Origin of the sequence: Pseudomonas sp. M2(2023) (assembly GCF_030263955.1) — a bacterium.
GTDB classification, from domain to species: Bacteria; Pseudomonadota; Gammaproteobacteria; order Pseudomonadales; family Pseudomonadaceae; genus Aquipseudomonas; species Aquipseudomonas asiatica.
Window position 1 is genome coordinate 2,482,207 of the sequence record NZ_CP127114.1, and the last position, 16,021, is coordinate 2,498,227.

14 protein-coding genes and 1 pseudogene are annotated in these 16,021 nt (G+C 61.5%); 7 read left to right on the forward strand and 8 right to left on the reverse strand.

The genetic code is table 11. The annotated features are described in order from the left end of the window. Nucleotides 1-131: 131 nt before the first annotated feature. Nucleotides 132-1,652 carry an FAD-dependent monooxygenase gene (locus QN085_RS11475; RefSeq protein WP_023661495.1) on the forward strand — a complete coding sequence of 507 codons (1,521 nt, stop codon included), beginning with the start codon at nt 132-134 and terminating at the stop codon, nt 1,650-1,652. Between the two features lie 300 nt (nt 1,653-1,952). On the opposite strand, the gene QN085_RS11480 is transcribed toward QN085_RS11475, so the two are convergent. Both QN085_RS11480 and QN085_RS11485 read right to left on the reverse strand, forming a co-directional pair. Then, complete coding sequence (locus QN085_RS11480) at nt 1,953-2,171, reverse strand: con-10 family general stress protein (protein ID WP_003256807.1); 219 nt, start codon at nt 2,169-2,171, stop codon at nt 1,953-1,955. Between the two features lie 200 nt (nt 2,172-2,371). Next, nucleotides 2,372-3,697 (reverse strand): SDR family oxidoreductase, encoded by a 1,326-nt coding sequence (locus QN085_RS11485; RefSeq protein WP_023661497.1) that lies wholly within the window; start codon nt 3,695-3,697, stop codon nt 2,372-2,374. A 360-nt stretch (nt 3,698-4,057) separates the two neighbouring features. Here QN085_RS11485 and QN085_RS11490 point away from each other — a divergent pair, with 360 nt between their 5' ends. Then, complete coding sequence (locus QN085_RS11490; protein WP_285691287.1) at nt 4,058-5,686, forward strand: mechanosensitive ion channel family protein; 1,629 nt, start codon at nt 4,058-4,060, stop codon at nt 5,684-5,686. A gap of 125 nt (nt 5,687-5,811) precedes the next feature. Here the strand turns inward: QN085_RS11490 and QN085_RS11495 are convergent, their stop codons facing one another. The 3 genes from QN085_RS11495 to QN085_RS11505 are packed head-to-tail and all read right to left on the reverse strand — an operon-like array spanning nt 5,812 to nt 8,107. Then, nucleotides 5,812-7,050 carry an MgtC/SapB family protein gene (locus QN085_RS11495; RefSeq protein WP_285690909.1) on the reverse strand — a complete coding sequence of 413 codons (1,239 nt, stop codon included), beginning with the start codon at nt 7,048-7,050 and terminating at the stop codon, nt 5,812-5,814. Next, nucleotides 7,035-7,856: a helix-turn-helix domain-containing protein gene (locus QN085_RS11500; protein WP_023661500.1), complete on the reverse strand. Its 822-nt coding sequence runs from the start codon at nt 7,854-7,856 to the stop codon at nt 7,035-7,037. The genes QN085_RS11495 and QN085_RS11500 overlap by 16 nt, the downstream gene beginning before the upstream one ends. Nucleotides 7,857-7,858: 2 nt before the next feature. Next, complete coding sequence (locus tag QN085_RS11505; protein WP_031324572.1) at nt 7,859-8,107, reverse strand: hypothetical protein; 249 nt, start codon at nt 8,105-8,107, stop codon at nt 7,859-7,861. 372 nt (nt 8,108-8,479) lie between these two features. Here QN085_RS11505 and QN085_RS11510 point away from each other — a divergent pair, with 372 nt between their 5' ends. Then, nucleotides 8,480-9,406 carry a universal stress protein gene (locus QN085_RS11510; RefSeq protein ID WP_023661502.1) on the forward strand — a complete coding sequence of 309 codons (927 nt, stop codon included), beginning with the start codon at nt 8,480-8,482 and terminating at the stop codon, nt 9,404-9,406. Between the two features lie 27 nt (nt 9,407-9,433). Here the strand turns inward: QN085_RS11510 and QN085_RS11515 are convergent, their stop codons facing one another. Continuing rightward, complete coding sequence (locus QN085_RS11515; RefSeq protein WP_023661503.1) at nt 9,434-9,982, reverse strand: GNAT family N-acetyltransferase; 549 nt, start codon at nt 9,980-9,982, stop codon at nt 9,434-9,436. Nucleotides 9,983-10,168: 186 nt separating this feature from the next. On the opposite strand from QN085_RS11515, the gene QN085_RS11520 reads away from it, so the two are divergent. The 4 genes from QN085_RS11520 to QN085_RS11535 all read left to right on the forward strand — a co-directional run bounded on the left by QN085_RS11520 (nt 10,169) and on the right by QN085_RS11535 (nt 13,893). Beyond that, complete coding sequence (locus QN085_RS11520; RefSeq protein ID WP_031324573.1) at nt 10,169-11,083, forward strand: universal stress protein; 915 nt, start codon at nt 10,169-10,171, stop codon at nt 11,081-11,083. A 2-nt stretch (nt 11,084-11,085) separates the two neighbouring features. Next, nucleotides 11,086-12,453, forward strand: coding sequence for an MBL fold metallo-hydrolase RNA specificity domain-containing protein (locus tag QN085_RS11525; protein ID WP_023661504.1), 1,368 nt, complete (start codon nt 11,086-11,088; stop codon nt 12,451-12,453). A gap of 55 nt (nt 12,454-12,508) precedes the next feature. Beyond that, a complete protein-coding gene (locus QN085_RS11530; RefSeq protein WP_023661505.1) occupies nt 12,509-13,117 on the forward strand; it encodes a hypothetical protein in 609 nt (202 codons plus the stop codon). 62 nt (nt 13,118-13,179) lie between these two features. Next, on the forward strand, nt 13,180-13,893 hold the full coding sequence (locus tag QN085_RS11535) for a phosphoribosyltransferase (protein WP_003256832.1): 714 nt from the start codon (nt 13,180-13,182) through the stop codon (nt 13,891-13,893). 45 nt (nt 13,894-13,938) lie between these two features. Here QN085_RS11535 and QN085_RS11540 read toward each other — a convergent pair. Both QN085_RS11540 and QN085_RS11545 read right to left on the reverse strand, forming a co-directional pair. Then, nucleotides 13,939-15,306, reverse strand: a pseudogene (locus QN085_RS11540) (erythromycin esterase family protein). Nucleotides 15,307-15,401: 95 nt separating this feature from the next. Further along, complete coding sequence (locus tag QN085_RS11545; RefSeq protein ID WP_015270127.1) at nt 15,402-15,971, reverse strand: GNAT family N-acetyltransferase; 570 nt, start codon at nt 15,969-15,971, stop codon at nt 15,402-15,404. Nucleotides 15,972-16,021: the final 50 nt, after the last annotated feature.

The window sequence follows — 16,021 nt, forward strand, 5'->3', positions numbered from 1 at the left end:
CGTGAGGGGCAGGACCTATGCAATCGGGGGGGCAAATGCCCCCTTGATTGCGAACGACCAATAAAACGTTGACTTTGCGCGCGCCCAGGAACATTCATGATTCCAGGGTCATTGATGTTCGAGGTGAGATCATGGCGCAGACCGACGTTCTCATTGTCGGAGCCGGTCCGACCGGGCTGGTTCTTGCTCTTTGGCTCAACAGGCAAGGCGTTGCCGTAAGGATCGTCGACAAGAGCAGTGGTCCTGGCGAAGCTTCTCGCGCAATGGCTGTTCAAGCCCGCACGCTGGAGTTCTATCGCCAGCTCGACCTAGCCGAGCCAGTGATAGAGGCTGGCTATAAAACCCCTGCCATGAACATGTGGGCACGCGGTCGGCACAGGGCGCGTATCCCCTTGGGCGACGCAGGCAGAGAAGTTTCAGCGTATCCCTTCGTGTTGATCTACCCCCAGGACCGCCATGAGCGCCTGCTGGTGCAGCAGCTCCAGTCACTCGGGGTGGATGTGGAACGGCAGACCGAACTGCTGTCCTTCGAGGAGGGTGAAAGCCATGTCACGGCCCTGCTGAAACATGCTGATGGGCGAGAAGAGTCCTTCACTGCGGCTTTTCTGGCGGGGTGCGATGGCGCTCGTTCGCTCGTTCGGCAAGAGATCGGCAGCGGTTTCGATGGCGGCACCTACAAACAGCTTTTCTATGTTGCGGATGTCAGGGTAACGGGCGTCGAGCCGGCAGGCGAGGGGCATATCGCTTTTGATAAATCCGATTTTGTGCTGCTTTTGTGCTATGGCGAAAAGGACCAGTACCGCTTGATTGGCACCGTGCGTGATGAGCGAGCCGAGCATCCTGAACATCTGACGTTCGAGGACGTTGGTCATGATGCCATCAACGGCTTGAACCTCAGGATTACCGCCGTGAACTGGTTTTCCACCTACCGTGTTCACCATCGCGTCGCGGACCATTTCCGCCGTGGCCGGGCGTTTCTGCTCGGTGATGCTGCGCATGTGCATAGCCCGGCGGGAGGGCAGGGCATGAACACCGGCATTCTGGACGCGATCAACCTGGCATGGAAGTTGGCCGCGGTGTTGAAAGGGAAGGCGCCCGACACATTGCTCGACAGCTACCAGATCGAACGCCAGGCATTTGCCCGCACGCTGGTAGAGACAACTGACAAACTGTTCACCTTCGTTACCGCTCAAGGCGGATTTGCCGACTTTGTACGCACTCGCATCGCGCCGATGTTCGCGAGCGTTGCGTACAAGAGCGAAAACGTCCGTGAGTACCTGTTCCGAGTGGTTTCGCAAACCACCCTCGATTACCGCGAAAGCCCGCTGAGCCAAGGCAAGGCCGGTGGCGTTCAGGGCGGTGATCGCCTGCCTTGGCTGCCTGTGGGCACCGAGGACAACTACGCTTCACTGGCAGCCATTCAGTGGCAGGTGCATGTTTACGGCGAAGCCAAGGCCGACTTGTCCCAATGGTGCGCAAGGCACGGTATTGCACTGCATGTTTTCGCTTGGGAGCATGCGTACGAGAAAGCCGGCGTTGCCAGAAATGCTGCTTACCTGTTGCGGCCTGACAACTATGTCGCGCTGGCTGATCCTGAGGGGGAGGCGACCGCCTTGAGTCAGTATTTCGAGGAGCAGGGGATGATGCGATGAGCATCGCATGCCAGATTTGTGCAGGTTGTGGTCGACAGCGCATGAACTATCGATGCCGGGAAATTCTCGGGTACTGCCTAAGATGCGTTAACCACATGCAGCGGAACGATCGGTGGTGGCGCTGAGCATTCTGCTGCACGGATTGAACGTTCAACCGCTGCTTGCCAGTACGAAGCGTGGAAGGGGCGGCTCACTGCTTCGTTGTAGCTTGAAACCGACGCAGAGCGTTTGGTGGCCACTGCGGTTAAATCCAGAAAAAAAGGCCAGGGTGCCGTGCACCCTGGCCGAGCTCATTTCAAGTTAGCGATTTTCGCTGCCACGACCGCCGCCGTGGCTGTTCTGTCCGCCTTTACGTCCAGCCTCAGAGGCGCGTTCTCTGTCGTTGGCAAAATTGCCCCCAGAGCTTTGTCCGCCTTTGCGACCTGCCTCCGACGCCTTCTCACGGTCATTGGCAAAATTGCCTGGATTGTTCTGGGCGGTACCACCTTGGTGGCCACGATTGCTTTGGTTGTCAGCCATGATCTTTCACCTCATGTCGTCACACAGGAAAGTCTGTGTTCAACTCTGACGTCAGGCAGAGGGGCGTTTGCTCTACTGCATTTTGCTCGGCCCGACGGGTTGCGCGAAAGAACCCGTGCGGGCGCCTGTGGTGCAGCAGAGCTTTGTTCGCCAACCTTTGGGAAGGATCGGGCTTGCATCGACTTTGACGGCACGGTCGTTCAGCTCCTGCGTCGTGAATGGGTGATTGCAAAACCTACGATCATTCCAAGCGCCGCTGCGCCGATCAGTAGTGGCGTCTTGTCTTTTGACTTCCTCCAACCCCCGTCGATACTCCTCCTGCCACTCGGCGGCTCAAAGAGGTTGCCAGATGATGTTTCGGCTTTGGGACTGCGGTTTATCCCCCGACGCGTCAGCCACCCCGATAACAGAGGCAGGCCTGGTACCAGGTAACTGGCCAGATGCGCCAGGCGGGCCGTGGCACCGACCGTGGTGTGAGCGCGTGGCGAGATTGCACAGGCCACCATGGCCTTCGCCACAAGTTCGGGATCATATACAGGGCCCGGAGGCGTCAGCGCATGGCCTGTGTAGTTGCCGCCGTCTCGGAAGCCCGGTGTGTCCATGACGGCCGGATAGATATCGCAAACATGGATATCGGGAAACTCCGTCAGTTCCCTCCGCAGCGCCTCGGTCAGGCCGCGCAAGCCGAACTTGCTCGCGGAGTACGCGGCTGCATAGGGTTGGGCCACCCAGCTGCCCAGTGACAGCGTATTGATCAGGATGCCGCTGCCCTGGGCTTTGAAGAGGGGGAGGGCTACGAACGCACCGCGCAGGTAACCCATCAGGTCGGTCTGAATGACCTGCTCGTGGGCCTCCAGCGGTGTTTCCTCGAAATTGCCGACCGCCCCAACGCCGGCGTTGTTGATCCAGATATCGATTCGCCCGTGGCCGAACTCTGCTGCCTGTGCGGCCAGCGCTTGCACCTGGTCGTTGCGGGTGACGTCGGTCGTGATCGCGATGGCATCGGTACCGCAGTCGGTGCATTCATCCAGCACGTCGAACAACGCCTCTTCATCGCGCGCAGCGAGCACCAGGCGAGCACCCTTGCAGGCAAATGCGTGCGCGGCGGCCCGGCCGATACCGCTGGAAGCGCCAGTGATCACCACGACTTTGCCGCGCAGTGGACCTCTGCTCTGAACGCCCCCGCGGGGCGCTTCCTGTTCTGTGCCAGATTTCTTGTGGTCGTCAAGTGGCGCGATCGTTTCGCTGGCCTCGATCCGAGAAAGCTCAAGAGCGGTGCCATCGACCAGGGTCAACCTCAGCCCTTCAATCGTGCCAGCCTCCCGGTTCGGAAACACGGGTTCACCCTCGGCATCCACGCTGTCGTAGATGAAGCGCGTGCCTTCGATCCACCCCACGGCGGTCAAAAGCTCAGGGCCGAGATAATACTTCCCGTCTTGAAAGAAGCCAGGGAACTGATGAGCCCGCTCCACGTTTTCCACGCGATAGCGTTCTCCTGGTTTCATACCTGTCGCTTGATCGATCATTTTGCAAACCCCTGTAGTTGGACCTCGGAAATGCCAGCCTTTGCTGTGCTAGTCAGAAGCAGGCCCGGTGCGCTTGACGCCGCGCGGGCCAGCAACGCTCCGGATACCAACGCGCTCGTTGGCACCTGCCCGGCAGGCGCATCTTTGCGTGTTGGATATGCAGGGGAAGCCAGGGCGGACGGCAAAGTTCAGACCAACAAGTCCGGTGGTACCAAACGGTGCTTCGTTGCATCCGTGTGTCACTGGATGATGTCCTGAACCGCCGCGCCCGTATTTCCGCTGGTTCCTCGGCCCTGGGCAGTAAACGCTGTGCTATCACTACCTGCATGGTTTTCGCCATAGGGGCCCGGGGATTTCATGATGAAGCGCCTTTATTGCCTGCTGTTGATTCTTTTCACCCTGCAGCCCTTGGCCGGGCACGGTATCGACGTTGCAGGCAGTGCCACAGATGGCGTACCCGGTGAACCGGCCGAGCTGACCATCGCCAATCGCAGCATCTTCATCTTCCACGCCACCTTGCTGGGGGAAACGCCGGCGGCGCGGGTGCAACGGGCCACAGCCGTGATCGAAGAGGCATTGCGCGGGACTGATGAGCTGAAGGTCAGCGTCGACCCCATCCTGAATAGCCACCTGGTGCTATTGGGAGAGCGGCGTGCCTTCATCATTGCGCCGCAGGACCTGGGCCTGGCCGGTGGCGATACTCGCGAAGCCGCCGAGCAGGCAGCCGCTATGCTGCGCCTGGTGGTCGACGAGACCGGTCAGGCCCGCAGCCTGCGCTTTCTGCTCAAGGCAGCAGGCTACTCGGTGCTGGCCACGTTGATCTACGTGGTGCTCATCAAGGGCACCAACCTGGCTCGGCGCAGGCTCCAAGGCCTGTTGCCGCAGCTGATGCGCGAGCGCGCCCGGCAGATACGGCTCGGGCAGATGCCGCTGTTGGACATGCAGCTGGTCTACACCGTGATCGAACGCCTGTTGCGGCTGCTGCACTGGGGCGTAGTACTGTTGCTGAGCTACCAGTGGCTGAGCTTCGTGCTGTCGCAATTCCCCTACACCCGGCCTTGGGGGGAAAGCCTCAACGTCCACTTGATCGACCTGTTACGTTATCTGCTCGACGGCATTTTGCAGGCAATTCCCGGCATCGCCGTGGCCATCATCATTTTTTTCATCGCCCGCGGTATCAGTGGCTTCAGTCGGCGCCTGCTGGAGCGCATGGCCCGGCCGGGCACCCTCAAGTGGCTGACCGAGGAAACCCTGCAGCCAACCACACGCCTGACCTCACTTGCCATCTGGCTGTTCGCCCTGGTGATGGCGTACCCGTACCTGCCGGGTTCCGGCACCGACGCCTTCAAGGGGCTGTCAGTGCTGCTCGGTCTGATGATTTCTCTCGGCGCCTCCAGCATTGTCGGGCAGGCGGCAGCGGGCCTGATCCTGACCTATTCACGCACCTTGAAGGCTGGCGAGTATGTGCGGGTAGGTGACCACGAGGGCACGGTGACCGAAGTCGGCATGTTCAACACCACGATCCGCACTGGACTGGGCGAAGTCTTGACCTTGCCCAACTCGATGATCACCGGCTCGGTGACACGCAATTTTTCACGTGTTGTACAGGGGCAGGGCTACATCGTCGATACTGTGGTCACCATCGGTTACGACACGCCGTGGCGCCAAGTGGAGGCGATGCTGGTGGAGGCGGCCAAGCGTACCGACGGCATACTGGAAAAAACCAGGCCGCAGGTGTTTCAGACCGGGCTTTCGGATTTCTACCCCGAGTATCGCCTGGTGGCGCAGGCGGTGCCGAGTGAGCCACGGCCTCGGGCAGAACTGCTGAGCCTGTTGCACGGCAATATTCAGGATGTGTTCAACGAGTACGGGGTGCAGATCATGTCGCCGCATTACCTGGGCGACCCCGCGCAGGAAAAGTGGGTGCCGCACGAGCGCTGGTTCACGGCACCTGCGCGGAAACCTGATGTTGGCCAGCAGGGGGAATAGCGTCATAACCGGCGATCACGGGGTCGCCATGCTGCCGACGGTGCTCCCGAACCCGCGTTGGCCAGGCCGTTGCCTTCCTGGCCGGCTTCGTTGCGGGCACGCCTCTTCAGGTTGCTGATACAACCTCATATCAAAAGCCCCAGCCACATTGCGCCGAGGATGACCAGTTGGCCGGGAACAAGGTATCTCCCGAAGCTGCAGCCGCCGCTACCGAGGGACAGAATACATTTGGTCAATGTATTGCCGGTCAATGCCAGTAAACCGGGTACTACCAGGCCATCTACACCGAGTCTACCGGCAACGACCAGTGAGGCGACCGACGCTGTCGCTACGTGAGCATCGGCCAATCCGCTGATGAAGGCCGCGATTCTGACCCCGTTGTGGCCCAGATGGTGAAGTAGAAATGCACAGAACAAGGCGATTCCGGTCAGCGCGACGGTGATGATCAGGGCTGTGAAGAGATCGAAGGCACCATCGCCCTGATGCGCTGTTGAAGTGCCTTGGTCGCTGCGCCAGGGCGCAAGCAACAAAGTGCCGTAAACCACCGTACCCGCGGTACCGAGCCCGATCGAGGCCACGAAAGGCTTCAACAGGTGTCGGTCGACGATGCCTAGCACCAGGGCGAATTGCGCGATGCTGGCGAGGTTCGACAGTACGGCAGCGGCGGCCAAGGGCCTCACGGCTGTGACTTGCCGACGTGCCTCATGGGCAAGCAGCGCAATGGTTGCCGTGCCGGAGGCGAAACCTGAGGCGATCGCGCTCAGGGGCAAGCCGTAGCGTGGGCCCACCAGACGCATTGCGATATGCCCCAGTGCACCGACGGTCATCAGCAGGACGACCAGCGTACAGATGGTGCGAGGGTTGAGTGCGCCATACGGCCCCATGAACCTGTCCGGTGTCAACGGTAGCACCACCAGCGCTACCGTCAGCAGCATCAAACCATCGCGCAGCTCTTCCTCGCTCAGCTGCTGGAGCACGAAATGGTGCAGCTCGCGGCGCAGTGCCAGCAGCACGGTCAACACCACGCCGACCGCCGTGGCAAGTTCTGGCTCGTCAAGGCTCAGTGCGCCCAGCGTCAGCACCAGTAGCAGAGCGATTTCGCTGGTGACTTCAGGGTCTTTGTCGGCGTGTTTGCGGTAATGCATGCACAGCATCAGAACCAGGCCCAGGCTGGCGACCCCGACCAGCACCGGCCCGGCCAGCAACATGCTGACGTAGCCCAGCAGGGCGGTGATGGCGAAGGTCCTAAGGCCAGCAGCGGCATGATCTTCATTGCGGCCTTTCTTGCGCTCGCGCTCAAGCCCCACCAGCATGCCGATGCCCAGCGCGATGGCACCGTGGCCGACATTCACCGCGTCGAGCATGGCGCCTTCGGGGTGTCCTTGGGGGTGACTTCCGCGCTGCCTTGCTCGAGGGCTATCAAGGCTGGCAAATCGAGTATCTCGACAAGCCTGCCACGCATGCTGACGATGCCCAGCGCGCGCAAGCGGGCGACCGAGCGACACACGGTTTCCAGGCGCAGGCCCAGGTACGAAGCCATGTCTTCCCGGGACATGCGCAGCATGAAGCCGTGGGCAGAGTAACCGCGGCTGACGAAGCGCTGTGACAACCCAACCAGGAAGCTTGCCAGGCGCTGTTCGGCGGTGAGGTTGCACAGCATCAGCACCCGCTCATGCTCACGCACGATTTCTCGGCTCATCAAACGGTTCAGGCTTTGCTGCAGGACGGGAAAGTCACGCGCCAATGCCTGCAGCCGGCGATAGGGGACAGGGCACACCTCGCTGTCTTCCAGGGCAATGGCATCGCATACGTGATGTTCGGTGGCGATGGCGTCGAGCCCAAGTACATCGCCCGGCATCCAGAAATTGATCACCACTCCCTGGCCTTCGGCGCTGTTCAGGCTGGTCTTGAAGCTGCCACAGCGCACGGCATAAAGCGTCGTCAGCGGATCGTTGGCGTTGAACAGCGCGGCGCCTTTGCGAATACGCATGCGCGGGCCGATCAGTGCGCCCAGGCAACTGTTGTCATGCACGGGTAAACCGGTGGGCAGGCACAGCCCGCTGACACGGCACTCTGTGCACAGGGTCGTCAGCGGTTTCAGGTGAATCGGTGTTGCCGGGCTCGACGCTGCAGGTTGGTCGAGCAAGGTCACTTTCAGTAGGCCAGTCATTTTCAGGCCTCCTTCGCGCATCGGAGACCTGCCTGGGCTGCCATCCCTGCATTGGTTTTGCCAACGCTGCCCATACCTGGGCGTGGTGACCAGTCGGCGAGCATGTCCCGCGAGTGGGGCGCGTTGAGGCGCGCATTCAACCGGTCGACAAAGGCTTGCGCTTCGGCGGACGTAACGAAGCTCACCCGGCAGTCGTCCATGCGGACCCACCAGCGGTTCTGCTGAGGGCTATTTTCGACGTAGATGTTCATGGAAGCCTCCAAAAGCATGCATGAGCAAACCAACTGCAAATCCATGCGAAAACGAAGGCATCCCTGCCGGCAACAGGGGTGTTCAGGGCGTGATGGCCATTTTCATCGCACTATCGCGCCGGTTGGCGAACGACCATAGGCGACACTCGATGGTTTTCATGAGCGCCATGGCACGCCTCCGGGGCATTCGATGATTGTTGTTGGTGTAGGGTCAGATTGCGCCGTTAAGGGCCAGGAGCTTTGACCAGCATCAAATTTTCGCCCAGCGGGCGTTGCCGTTTGTCCGCCCAGTGGTTCAGTTGATAAACATCAAATCCGCCAGGTGCGGGTGATGGATGATCCAGGAACACTTCCCAACCGCTGAGGTGCGCCATGGACAACCCGCAAAGACTCCTGCTGATCGCCTCGCCTCTGATGCGGCGCACCCCGGTCTACGACCGTGCGGCTGCGCTGGCCAAGGCCAAGGGCATGGCCCTGCATATCGTTGCTTTCGACTATCTCGAAGGCCTTGCCACGGCGGGCCTGGTCAACGACAAGGCACTGGCTGTGATGCGTGAAGGTTATGTACAGCAACACCGTGGATGGCTGGAAACCCAAGCGCTTTCGATGCGCCGTAACGGGGTCACGGTCACCACCGAAGTGGTATGGGTGCAGCATCCGCTGGACGAGATCCTCGTCCACCTGCGCGAGCAGCCGTTCGCCATGCTGATCAAGGCTTTCGAGCATGAACCCTGGTGGGCGCGGGCGATGTTCACCTCGCTGGACATTCAGTTGCTGCGGGAAACCCGCATCCCCCTGCACCTGGTGCATCAGGCCAGCCACGCGCTGCCGCGCAAGATTCTGGCTGCCGTGGACCTGTCCCGCCCCGAGGACCAGTTTGAGGGGTTCAACGACCAGATCATCAGTGAAGCACTGAAACTGGCATTACAGTGCAACGCCCAGATCGAACTGCTATATGCCTACGACCTGGGGTCCATGTACCTGGACTCAGGCGGCAGCCGCGAGCATTCGTTTCTGTTTGACTCCAACCTCGCCCAGACACTGCACGAGGCGCAAAGCGAGGCATTCCAGGCACTGGCCGAACGTAACGGTATCGGCGCCGAACACCGCCACCTGCGGCTGGGAGACCCGGCCAAGGTGCTTGCGCTGTTCATGGAGAACAATGATATCGATGTGCTGGTCATGGGCAGTTACCACCATCGCGGCATTGGCTGGTTCATCGGTAGCACTGCGGAGCGGGTATTGCATCGGTTGTCCAGCAGCGTGCTGGTGATATCACCAGAGCATTCCCAAGGCTGAGAGACAAGGCCCGAAAGGGCCTTGCTTTCAGGCGTGAAGATCGAGTTCGTGAAGGATTTCGCTGACATCGCCACCCAGGTAGCGGGAGGTGAACCCCAGGGTCTTGGTCAGCCGGTGCATGGCGTAGTTGTTCGCCAGGTCCCTGGAGATCATGCAGTGGAAGCCATTGCGCTTCGCGGCCGCGATCAGGTGCTGCATCAGCAGCCGGCCCAGCCCCTTGCGTTGCCATTCTTCATTTACGGCTACCGCGCATTCGCACTGGAGGCTGCCGGGAACACTGGCATACCGGCTGACCCCGATCTGGCGCAACTGGCCATCTGCATGGACCAGGGCAACGTAGGCTTCGCACTGGTGATGATCCACTGGCATATGCTGCGCATCCAGGCTCGGCACACCGCCACAGAGCCCGGCAATGAAGCGGAAACGCCGGGCCTCGTAGGCGATCGTGCTGAGAAAGCGGCGGTCCCTTTCGCGGTCTTCCTCGCGCAGGGGGCGGATCAGTACGGCAGAGCCATCAGAAAGCTTTTCGATCCAATGCTCGCACGCGTCTGGCTTTTCAGTCTGCTGCCTGTTCATGTCGCCTCCCGGTCACCTGGTCGATGCTTGCCAGAGCTGTTGTACCGTGCTGGGCGGCGCTGATTCTGACAATCGTCAAGTTCCGGCTCGGATGGTGGTTTTCTGATCTGCATCAAGCGCGAACAGGCCTGCTTTCGGACAATCGCCTACATCATCACGCCAGCCGCGCAAGCCCGGAGGTTCGCCATGGGTCAATATCGACAACTGCTGGTGCTGCTCACCGAGCTCGATCCGCATTCGGCCGCGCTGCGCCGGGCCCTGGCGCTGGCGCATGTCAGTGGTGCCAGTGTGCATGTACTGGGCTTGTTCGAACCGACGCAGGAGCACCTGCTGCGCGAAGAGCGATTGAACGAGGCCGATATCCAGCGTCAGTTCGACCACTACGGTTTGCGGCTGGCGGGGTTGGTCGAGCATCACCGTGGCAGCGGCATCGCTCTGACGGTCGACACCTTGCAGGCAGATGACATCCGCAGCCAGGCCATCGACTACATCAGCGAACTGCACCCCGATATGGTCATCAAGGACAGCGAAGTGACGCCAACCATGGTGCGCCTGTTCAGCACGCCCCTGGATTGCGCGTTGATGCGGGGCTTGAAGGGCATCACGCACTTCGTACCGGAGGCGGCGGTGTCGCTGCCCCGGCGCGTGCTGGTCGCCGTGGACACCTCCTTCAGCGAAACCCCCGAGGACCAGGCGTCCTTCAACCGCAGGCTGATTCGTGCCGCGCAGGCGCTGGCACTGCAATGCGATGCACAGCTGCACCTGCTCTCGGCCTACAACCTGGCGGGCGTGTTCGCCTCGGACATGAACGTTACCCAGGCGTGGATCGATGAGATGCGCAATGCCTTGAAAGAGCCGTTCGACACCTTGGCGGATGCCGAGGGGGTCCCGGCCGATTGCCGCCACTTCCTGGAAGGTGGCCCGGTTCAGGTGATTCGCGAGCAAGTCGCTGCGCTGGATATCGACGCGGTGGTCATGGGCGTCGTGCAGCCAAAGGGCCTGGACAAACTGCTCGGCGACACCACTGAACGCATCGTCAGCCGCCCGCCGTGCAGCGTCCTTGCGGTTCACCCTCAAGCGGCCGAAACCTTGGAGCCCTAGCCATGCAACTGACATTCCTCGGTGGTACCGGGACCGTGACGGGCAGCAAGTTCCTGTTGACCCGCGACAGCAGCCGCGTGCTGATCGACTGTGGGCTGTTCCAAGGCTACAAGCAACTGCGCCTGCGCAACTGGGAACCGTTATCGGCGGCGCTGCGCGCGCTCGATGCCGTGGTGCTGACCCACGCCCACCTCGACCACAGCGGTTATCTTCCGGTGCTCGCCAAGGAAGGCTATACCGGGCCGATCTACGCAACACCGGCCACCTGTGCCTTGGCCGAAATCCTGTTGCTCGACAGTGCCCGGCTGCAAGAAGAGCAGGCAGAGCATGCCAACCGGCACGGCTACTCGAAGCATTCGCCGGCACGCCCGCTTTACACCGAACAGGATGCAAAGCGTGCCTTGGCATTGTTGCGCCCTGTGGAGTTGCATCACCCGACCATGATTGCGCCGGGGATGGAGCTGCTGTTGCGCACAGCTGGGCACATACTCGGCGCGGCGACGGTACAGATCAAGGTCGACGGCCAGACCTTGGTCTTCTCTGGCGACCTGGGCCGGCCACAAGACCCGATCATGCGCGCGCCGGAACTGATCAGGACGGCAGACGTGCTGCTGGTGGAGTCCACCTATGGCGATCGCCAGCATCCAAGCGAATCGACCGAGCAGTTTCTGGCCCAGGTCATCAACCAGACTCTCCTGCGCCACGGCATCACCTTGGTGCCCTCATTCGCGGTTGGCCGGGCCCAGTTGCTGATGTATTACCTGTACAAGCTCAAGCGCGATGGCCTGATACCCGACATTCCGGTCTACCTCAACAGCCCGATGGCTACAGACGCAACCACCCTTTACCAGCAGTTCCGGAGCGAGCATCGCCTGACGTTGGCGGAATGCGCCGAAATGTGCAGGGGCACGCATATCATCCGTACCGTCGATGAATCCCGGCATCTGGATCAGCTGCGTGAGCCCGCGGTCATTATCGCCGCCAGTGGCATGGCGACCGGTGGACGAGTCTTGCACCATCTCAAGGCACTGGCACCCAACCCGCGCAACAGCATTCTGTTCTCTGGTTTCCAGGCCGGTGGTACGCGCGGTGCCGACATCGTCGCCGGTGCGCGCAGTGTCCGCCTGCACGGTGAAGACGTGCCTATCCGGGCCCAGGTGCATGCGATGGATAATCTCTCTGCGCACGCCGATGCCGACGAGATCATGGAGTGGTTGCGCGGTTTCGCCCGCCCGCCACGCCAGACCTATGTCATCCACGGTGAGCCGCACGCCGCCGACACGTTGCGGCGGCGGATCAGCATCGAGCTCGGTTGGCAGGTGTACGTACCCGAGTACCACGAAACGGTTGCTATTGACCCAGTGCGCTAGCCTGGGCCGGGAGGCTGTCATGGATACACAAGCAAGGGCGAAACTCCGGGCCTGGATGCATCGGCCACGGGGTAGCCTGGGGTTTATCGTGGCAATCTTCGCACTGCTCGTCGTGATCGCTGCCTACCGGTCGTTGAACCCGAACTGGCGCCTGCCGATGCAACATCCACTTATGCTGCTGGCCTTGCTCGCCCTGTGCGTGGCGTTGGGGTGGGTGGTGCAGCGTGGCGTGAAACGCACGGTAGGCAAGACCATATTCAACGGCCAGGCCACGGGCTGGCAGGCTCGGCTTGCCTTCCTGCGCTCGGTCACCCAGGAGTCGAACGTGCTCTTGGGCATGTTGCTGTTCCTGGCGTTGCTCGCTGGCGGCACGGTTTGGCTGGCGGGGCGCTCGGTGGACCGAATCGTGGAGAATTGCACAGACAGCCTGCAGGCCCGGGTGAACACCCCTGAGGATGAAAAGCTCACGGCATTGGTCGGCAAGCCGGTGTGTACCTGCCTGGCGCAAACGTTTCTGGACCGTAATGGGGTGATACGCCTGGCCTTGTTCGATACGCCGATGCGGGAAGTGAGCGCATACAAGGCGTTGACGGCAGACGATGAACAGCGCTGCCTCGAGCAGTTCGACCTGCTGCCTGAAGAGGCCCGGGCGACGCTGCCTTGAATGGCGGTAGTGCTTGCCAGTAGCTGAAACGACAGGCGCCCGTCGCGGCGCGGGAGGTTTCCATGTCGCATGATCTTGCTCGTCGCACCCTGTACCCCGACCGTGCTGAAGCCGGTCGCTGCCTGGTGGCGTCGTTGAGCCGATATGCCGGACGGGCTGATGTGATCGTGCTCGCCTTGCCACGAGGCGGCGTGCCGGTGGCTTACGAGGTCGCTACCGCCCTCAAGGTTCGCCTTGACCTGCTGGTAGTGCGCAAGCTTGGAATACCGTCGCACCCTGAATATGCCATGGGTGCGATCGCCGGGGGCGGGGTGAAGATTCTCAACGACGATGCACTGCGGGCTTACCCGGTCGATCGCACCTTGCTGGAAAGCGTGGTTGCCAGGGAAACCCAGGAACTGATACGTCGCGAGCGCGCTTATCGAGGTACCCGACCACCGCTTCGGCTCAAGGACCAGACCGTAATCCTGGTTGATGATGGCCTGGCAACCGGGGCCTCGATGATGGCGGCCATTCAGGCGACACGAGCGTTGTCCCCTTTGCGTATCGTAGTCGCGGTGCCAGTCGCGCCACCGGAAACGCTGGAGGCCATGTGGGGCGAAGTGGACGAGGTGGTCTGCCCGCTGGTGCCTGAGCGGATGGTTTCGGTCGGCTACTGGTACCAGGACTTTCCCCAGACGTCGGACGAAGAAGTCATCGCGCTGATGGACAAGGCCGGGCTCGCGGAGTCCTCCAGAGCGCGTGCCGGGGAGGCTGAAGATGACCATGCTCGCTAGTCGCGGCCCCCAAGCCTCTTCTCTTGAGGCTTGCAGGCCGGATATTCAGACACCGAACGGATAGGTTTCGTCTTCCGGTTCGAGGTGCTGTTGTTTCGGTAGTGGCAGGGCGTTGACCGGCTGGGTCTGTTCGATCCAGAGCATGGCATCGAATTGCTCGGCCAGCACTGCTTCGAAGTAATGGCTCAGCCGTTCGCTTTCCGGTCGGTAGATGACGCCGATCGCGCGCTCGAGCAGTGGCATGGACAAGATGCGACGCAACTCCTTGCGCTGTGGGTCTCGCCAGTCGGTCAAAGAAGCCGGTACGCCTGCCAGGCGGAACTGGTGCTCCCAGCTGTCCGACCGCGAAGGGCGGACGTCCTTGATCAGCATGTCGCCATCCCAGTCACTGGCGGCGGCCACTTGACCGCGGTCAGTGGTCATGCCAATCAGCACGGCCTCCCGGCCAAAGGCTTTACGGCACAGTTGGCCGATGTTGAACTGGCCTTTCCAACCCATTTCCGTGGCATCTGCGTTGCCGATGTGGGAATTGTGTGCCCAGACCACGGCTTTGGCGTGTGGTCCGCGATGTTCCAGCAGTGCGCGCAGGGTATCGAACATATGCCGGTCGCGCAGGTTCCAGGAGGCGGTCGAGCCTCGGTAGATCGCGCGGTAATATTGCTCCGCAGCGATGATCACCCGTGCGTTCTGGGTGGCATTGAAGAACGCTTCGTCATTGCGGATCAGGCCCGACAGCTGTTCGGCCAGCATCACATTCAGTTGTTCTACCACAGGCTGCTCGCACGGCATGACGCCACCGCGCTCGACGAAGTGGCCGTACAGGGCCGGGTCATCCTGCCAGGGCGTCAGGCAACCATAACGGTGGCGCGCTTCGCGGGCCAGGTGCGGATCTGCCCGGTCCAGAAAGGCCAGCACTTCATGAATGGAGTTGCGCAGGCTGTAGACGTCCAGGCCTCTGAACTCCACGCGGCGCTCGACGGCCAGCAGGCGGTTGTGTCCATGCAGCCAGTGGGCGAATGCCTTGACCTCGTTGTTGCGCCACATCCAGGTTGGGAAACGGCTGAAAATATGGCGCTTCCATGCCGAATGGGCCAAGCCCCGCACCTACTGGTCGACGTGCCCGGCATCCGGCCAGTCGGCTTCTACGGCCACGATGTTGAAGCCGTGCTGTTCGATCAACCGGCGGGTAATTGCCGCGCGGGCGCGATAGAACTCGCTGGTGCCATGGCTTGCCTCGCCCAGCATCACCACACGGGCGTCGGCGTAGCGGTCGAACAGCGCAGCGAAAGCGGGGGAGTCCAGGTCAGGCAAGGGTTCGGCGAATTGATGCAGCAGGGGGGCGATCTCAGCGCTGTCGACCTGGTATTGCTTGCCGTAGAGCTTTTCCATCAGTTTCCGCGAATTACCGTTCATGGATACCCTCCTCGTGCGGATAGGGCCGGAGGTCGTGGGGCTTGCAGCGGGCGGGGCAGCACGGTGGCTGCCCCAGGCGCTGGCGCAGCGGCGCTTCAGGTCAGGTTGAGGCGATGGATGACCTGGGCCGGATCATCCGGATCGGTAGTGGTGGTGAATCCTGCCGCCTTGGCCAGGTCGCGCATCGCCAGGTTGGCGGCTGAGTCGATCGAGTACATCTGCCGCAGGCCTTTTGCCCGGGCATGATCGGTCAGGTGCTTGAGCAGCAGGCGGCCCAGGCCATGGTGCTGCCAGCTGTCGAGTACTGTCACGGCGCATTCGCATTCATCCTTGCCGGCAATGGCGGCATAACGCGATATGCCCACCTCCTGCAGCTCGCCGTCCACATGGGCGAGGGCGACATAAGCCGCTTGTCGGTCCTGGTCGACCGCCATCAACTGGTCGAGCATCGCCTCACCGGGCTCTTTGATCTGGCACAGGAAGCGAAAATGCCGCGACTGCGGTGACAGCCGTTCGATGAAGGCCCTCTCGCGCTCCCGGTCCTTGGCTTGCAGCGGCCTGATCAGTACATGGGTGCCATTGTCGAGGGCTTCGATCCAATGTTCGCCCGCAGGCTTGGGAAACGAGGGCGCGGTATGTTGACGGGAAGTATCAGCAGAAGCCATGGCAGTATCCTCGTGTGATTGAGATGGGGCGGTTGGGCGCTTGAATTTGC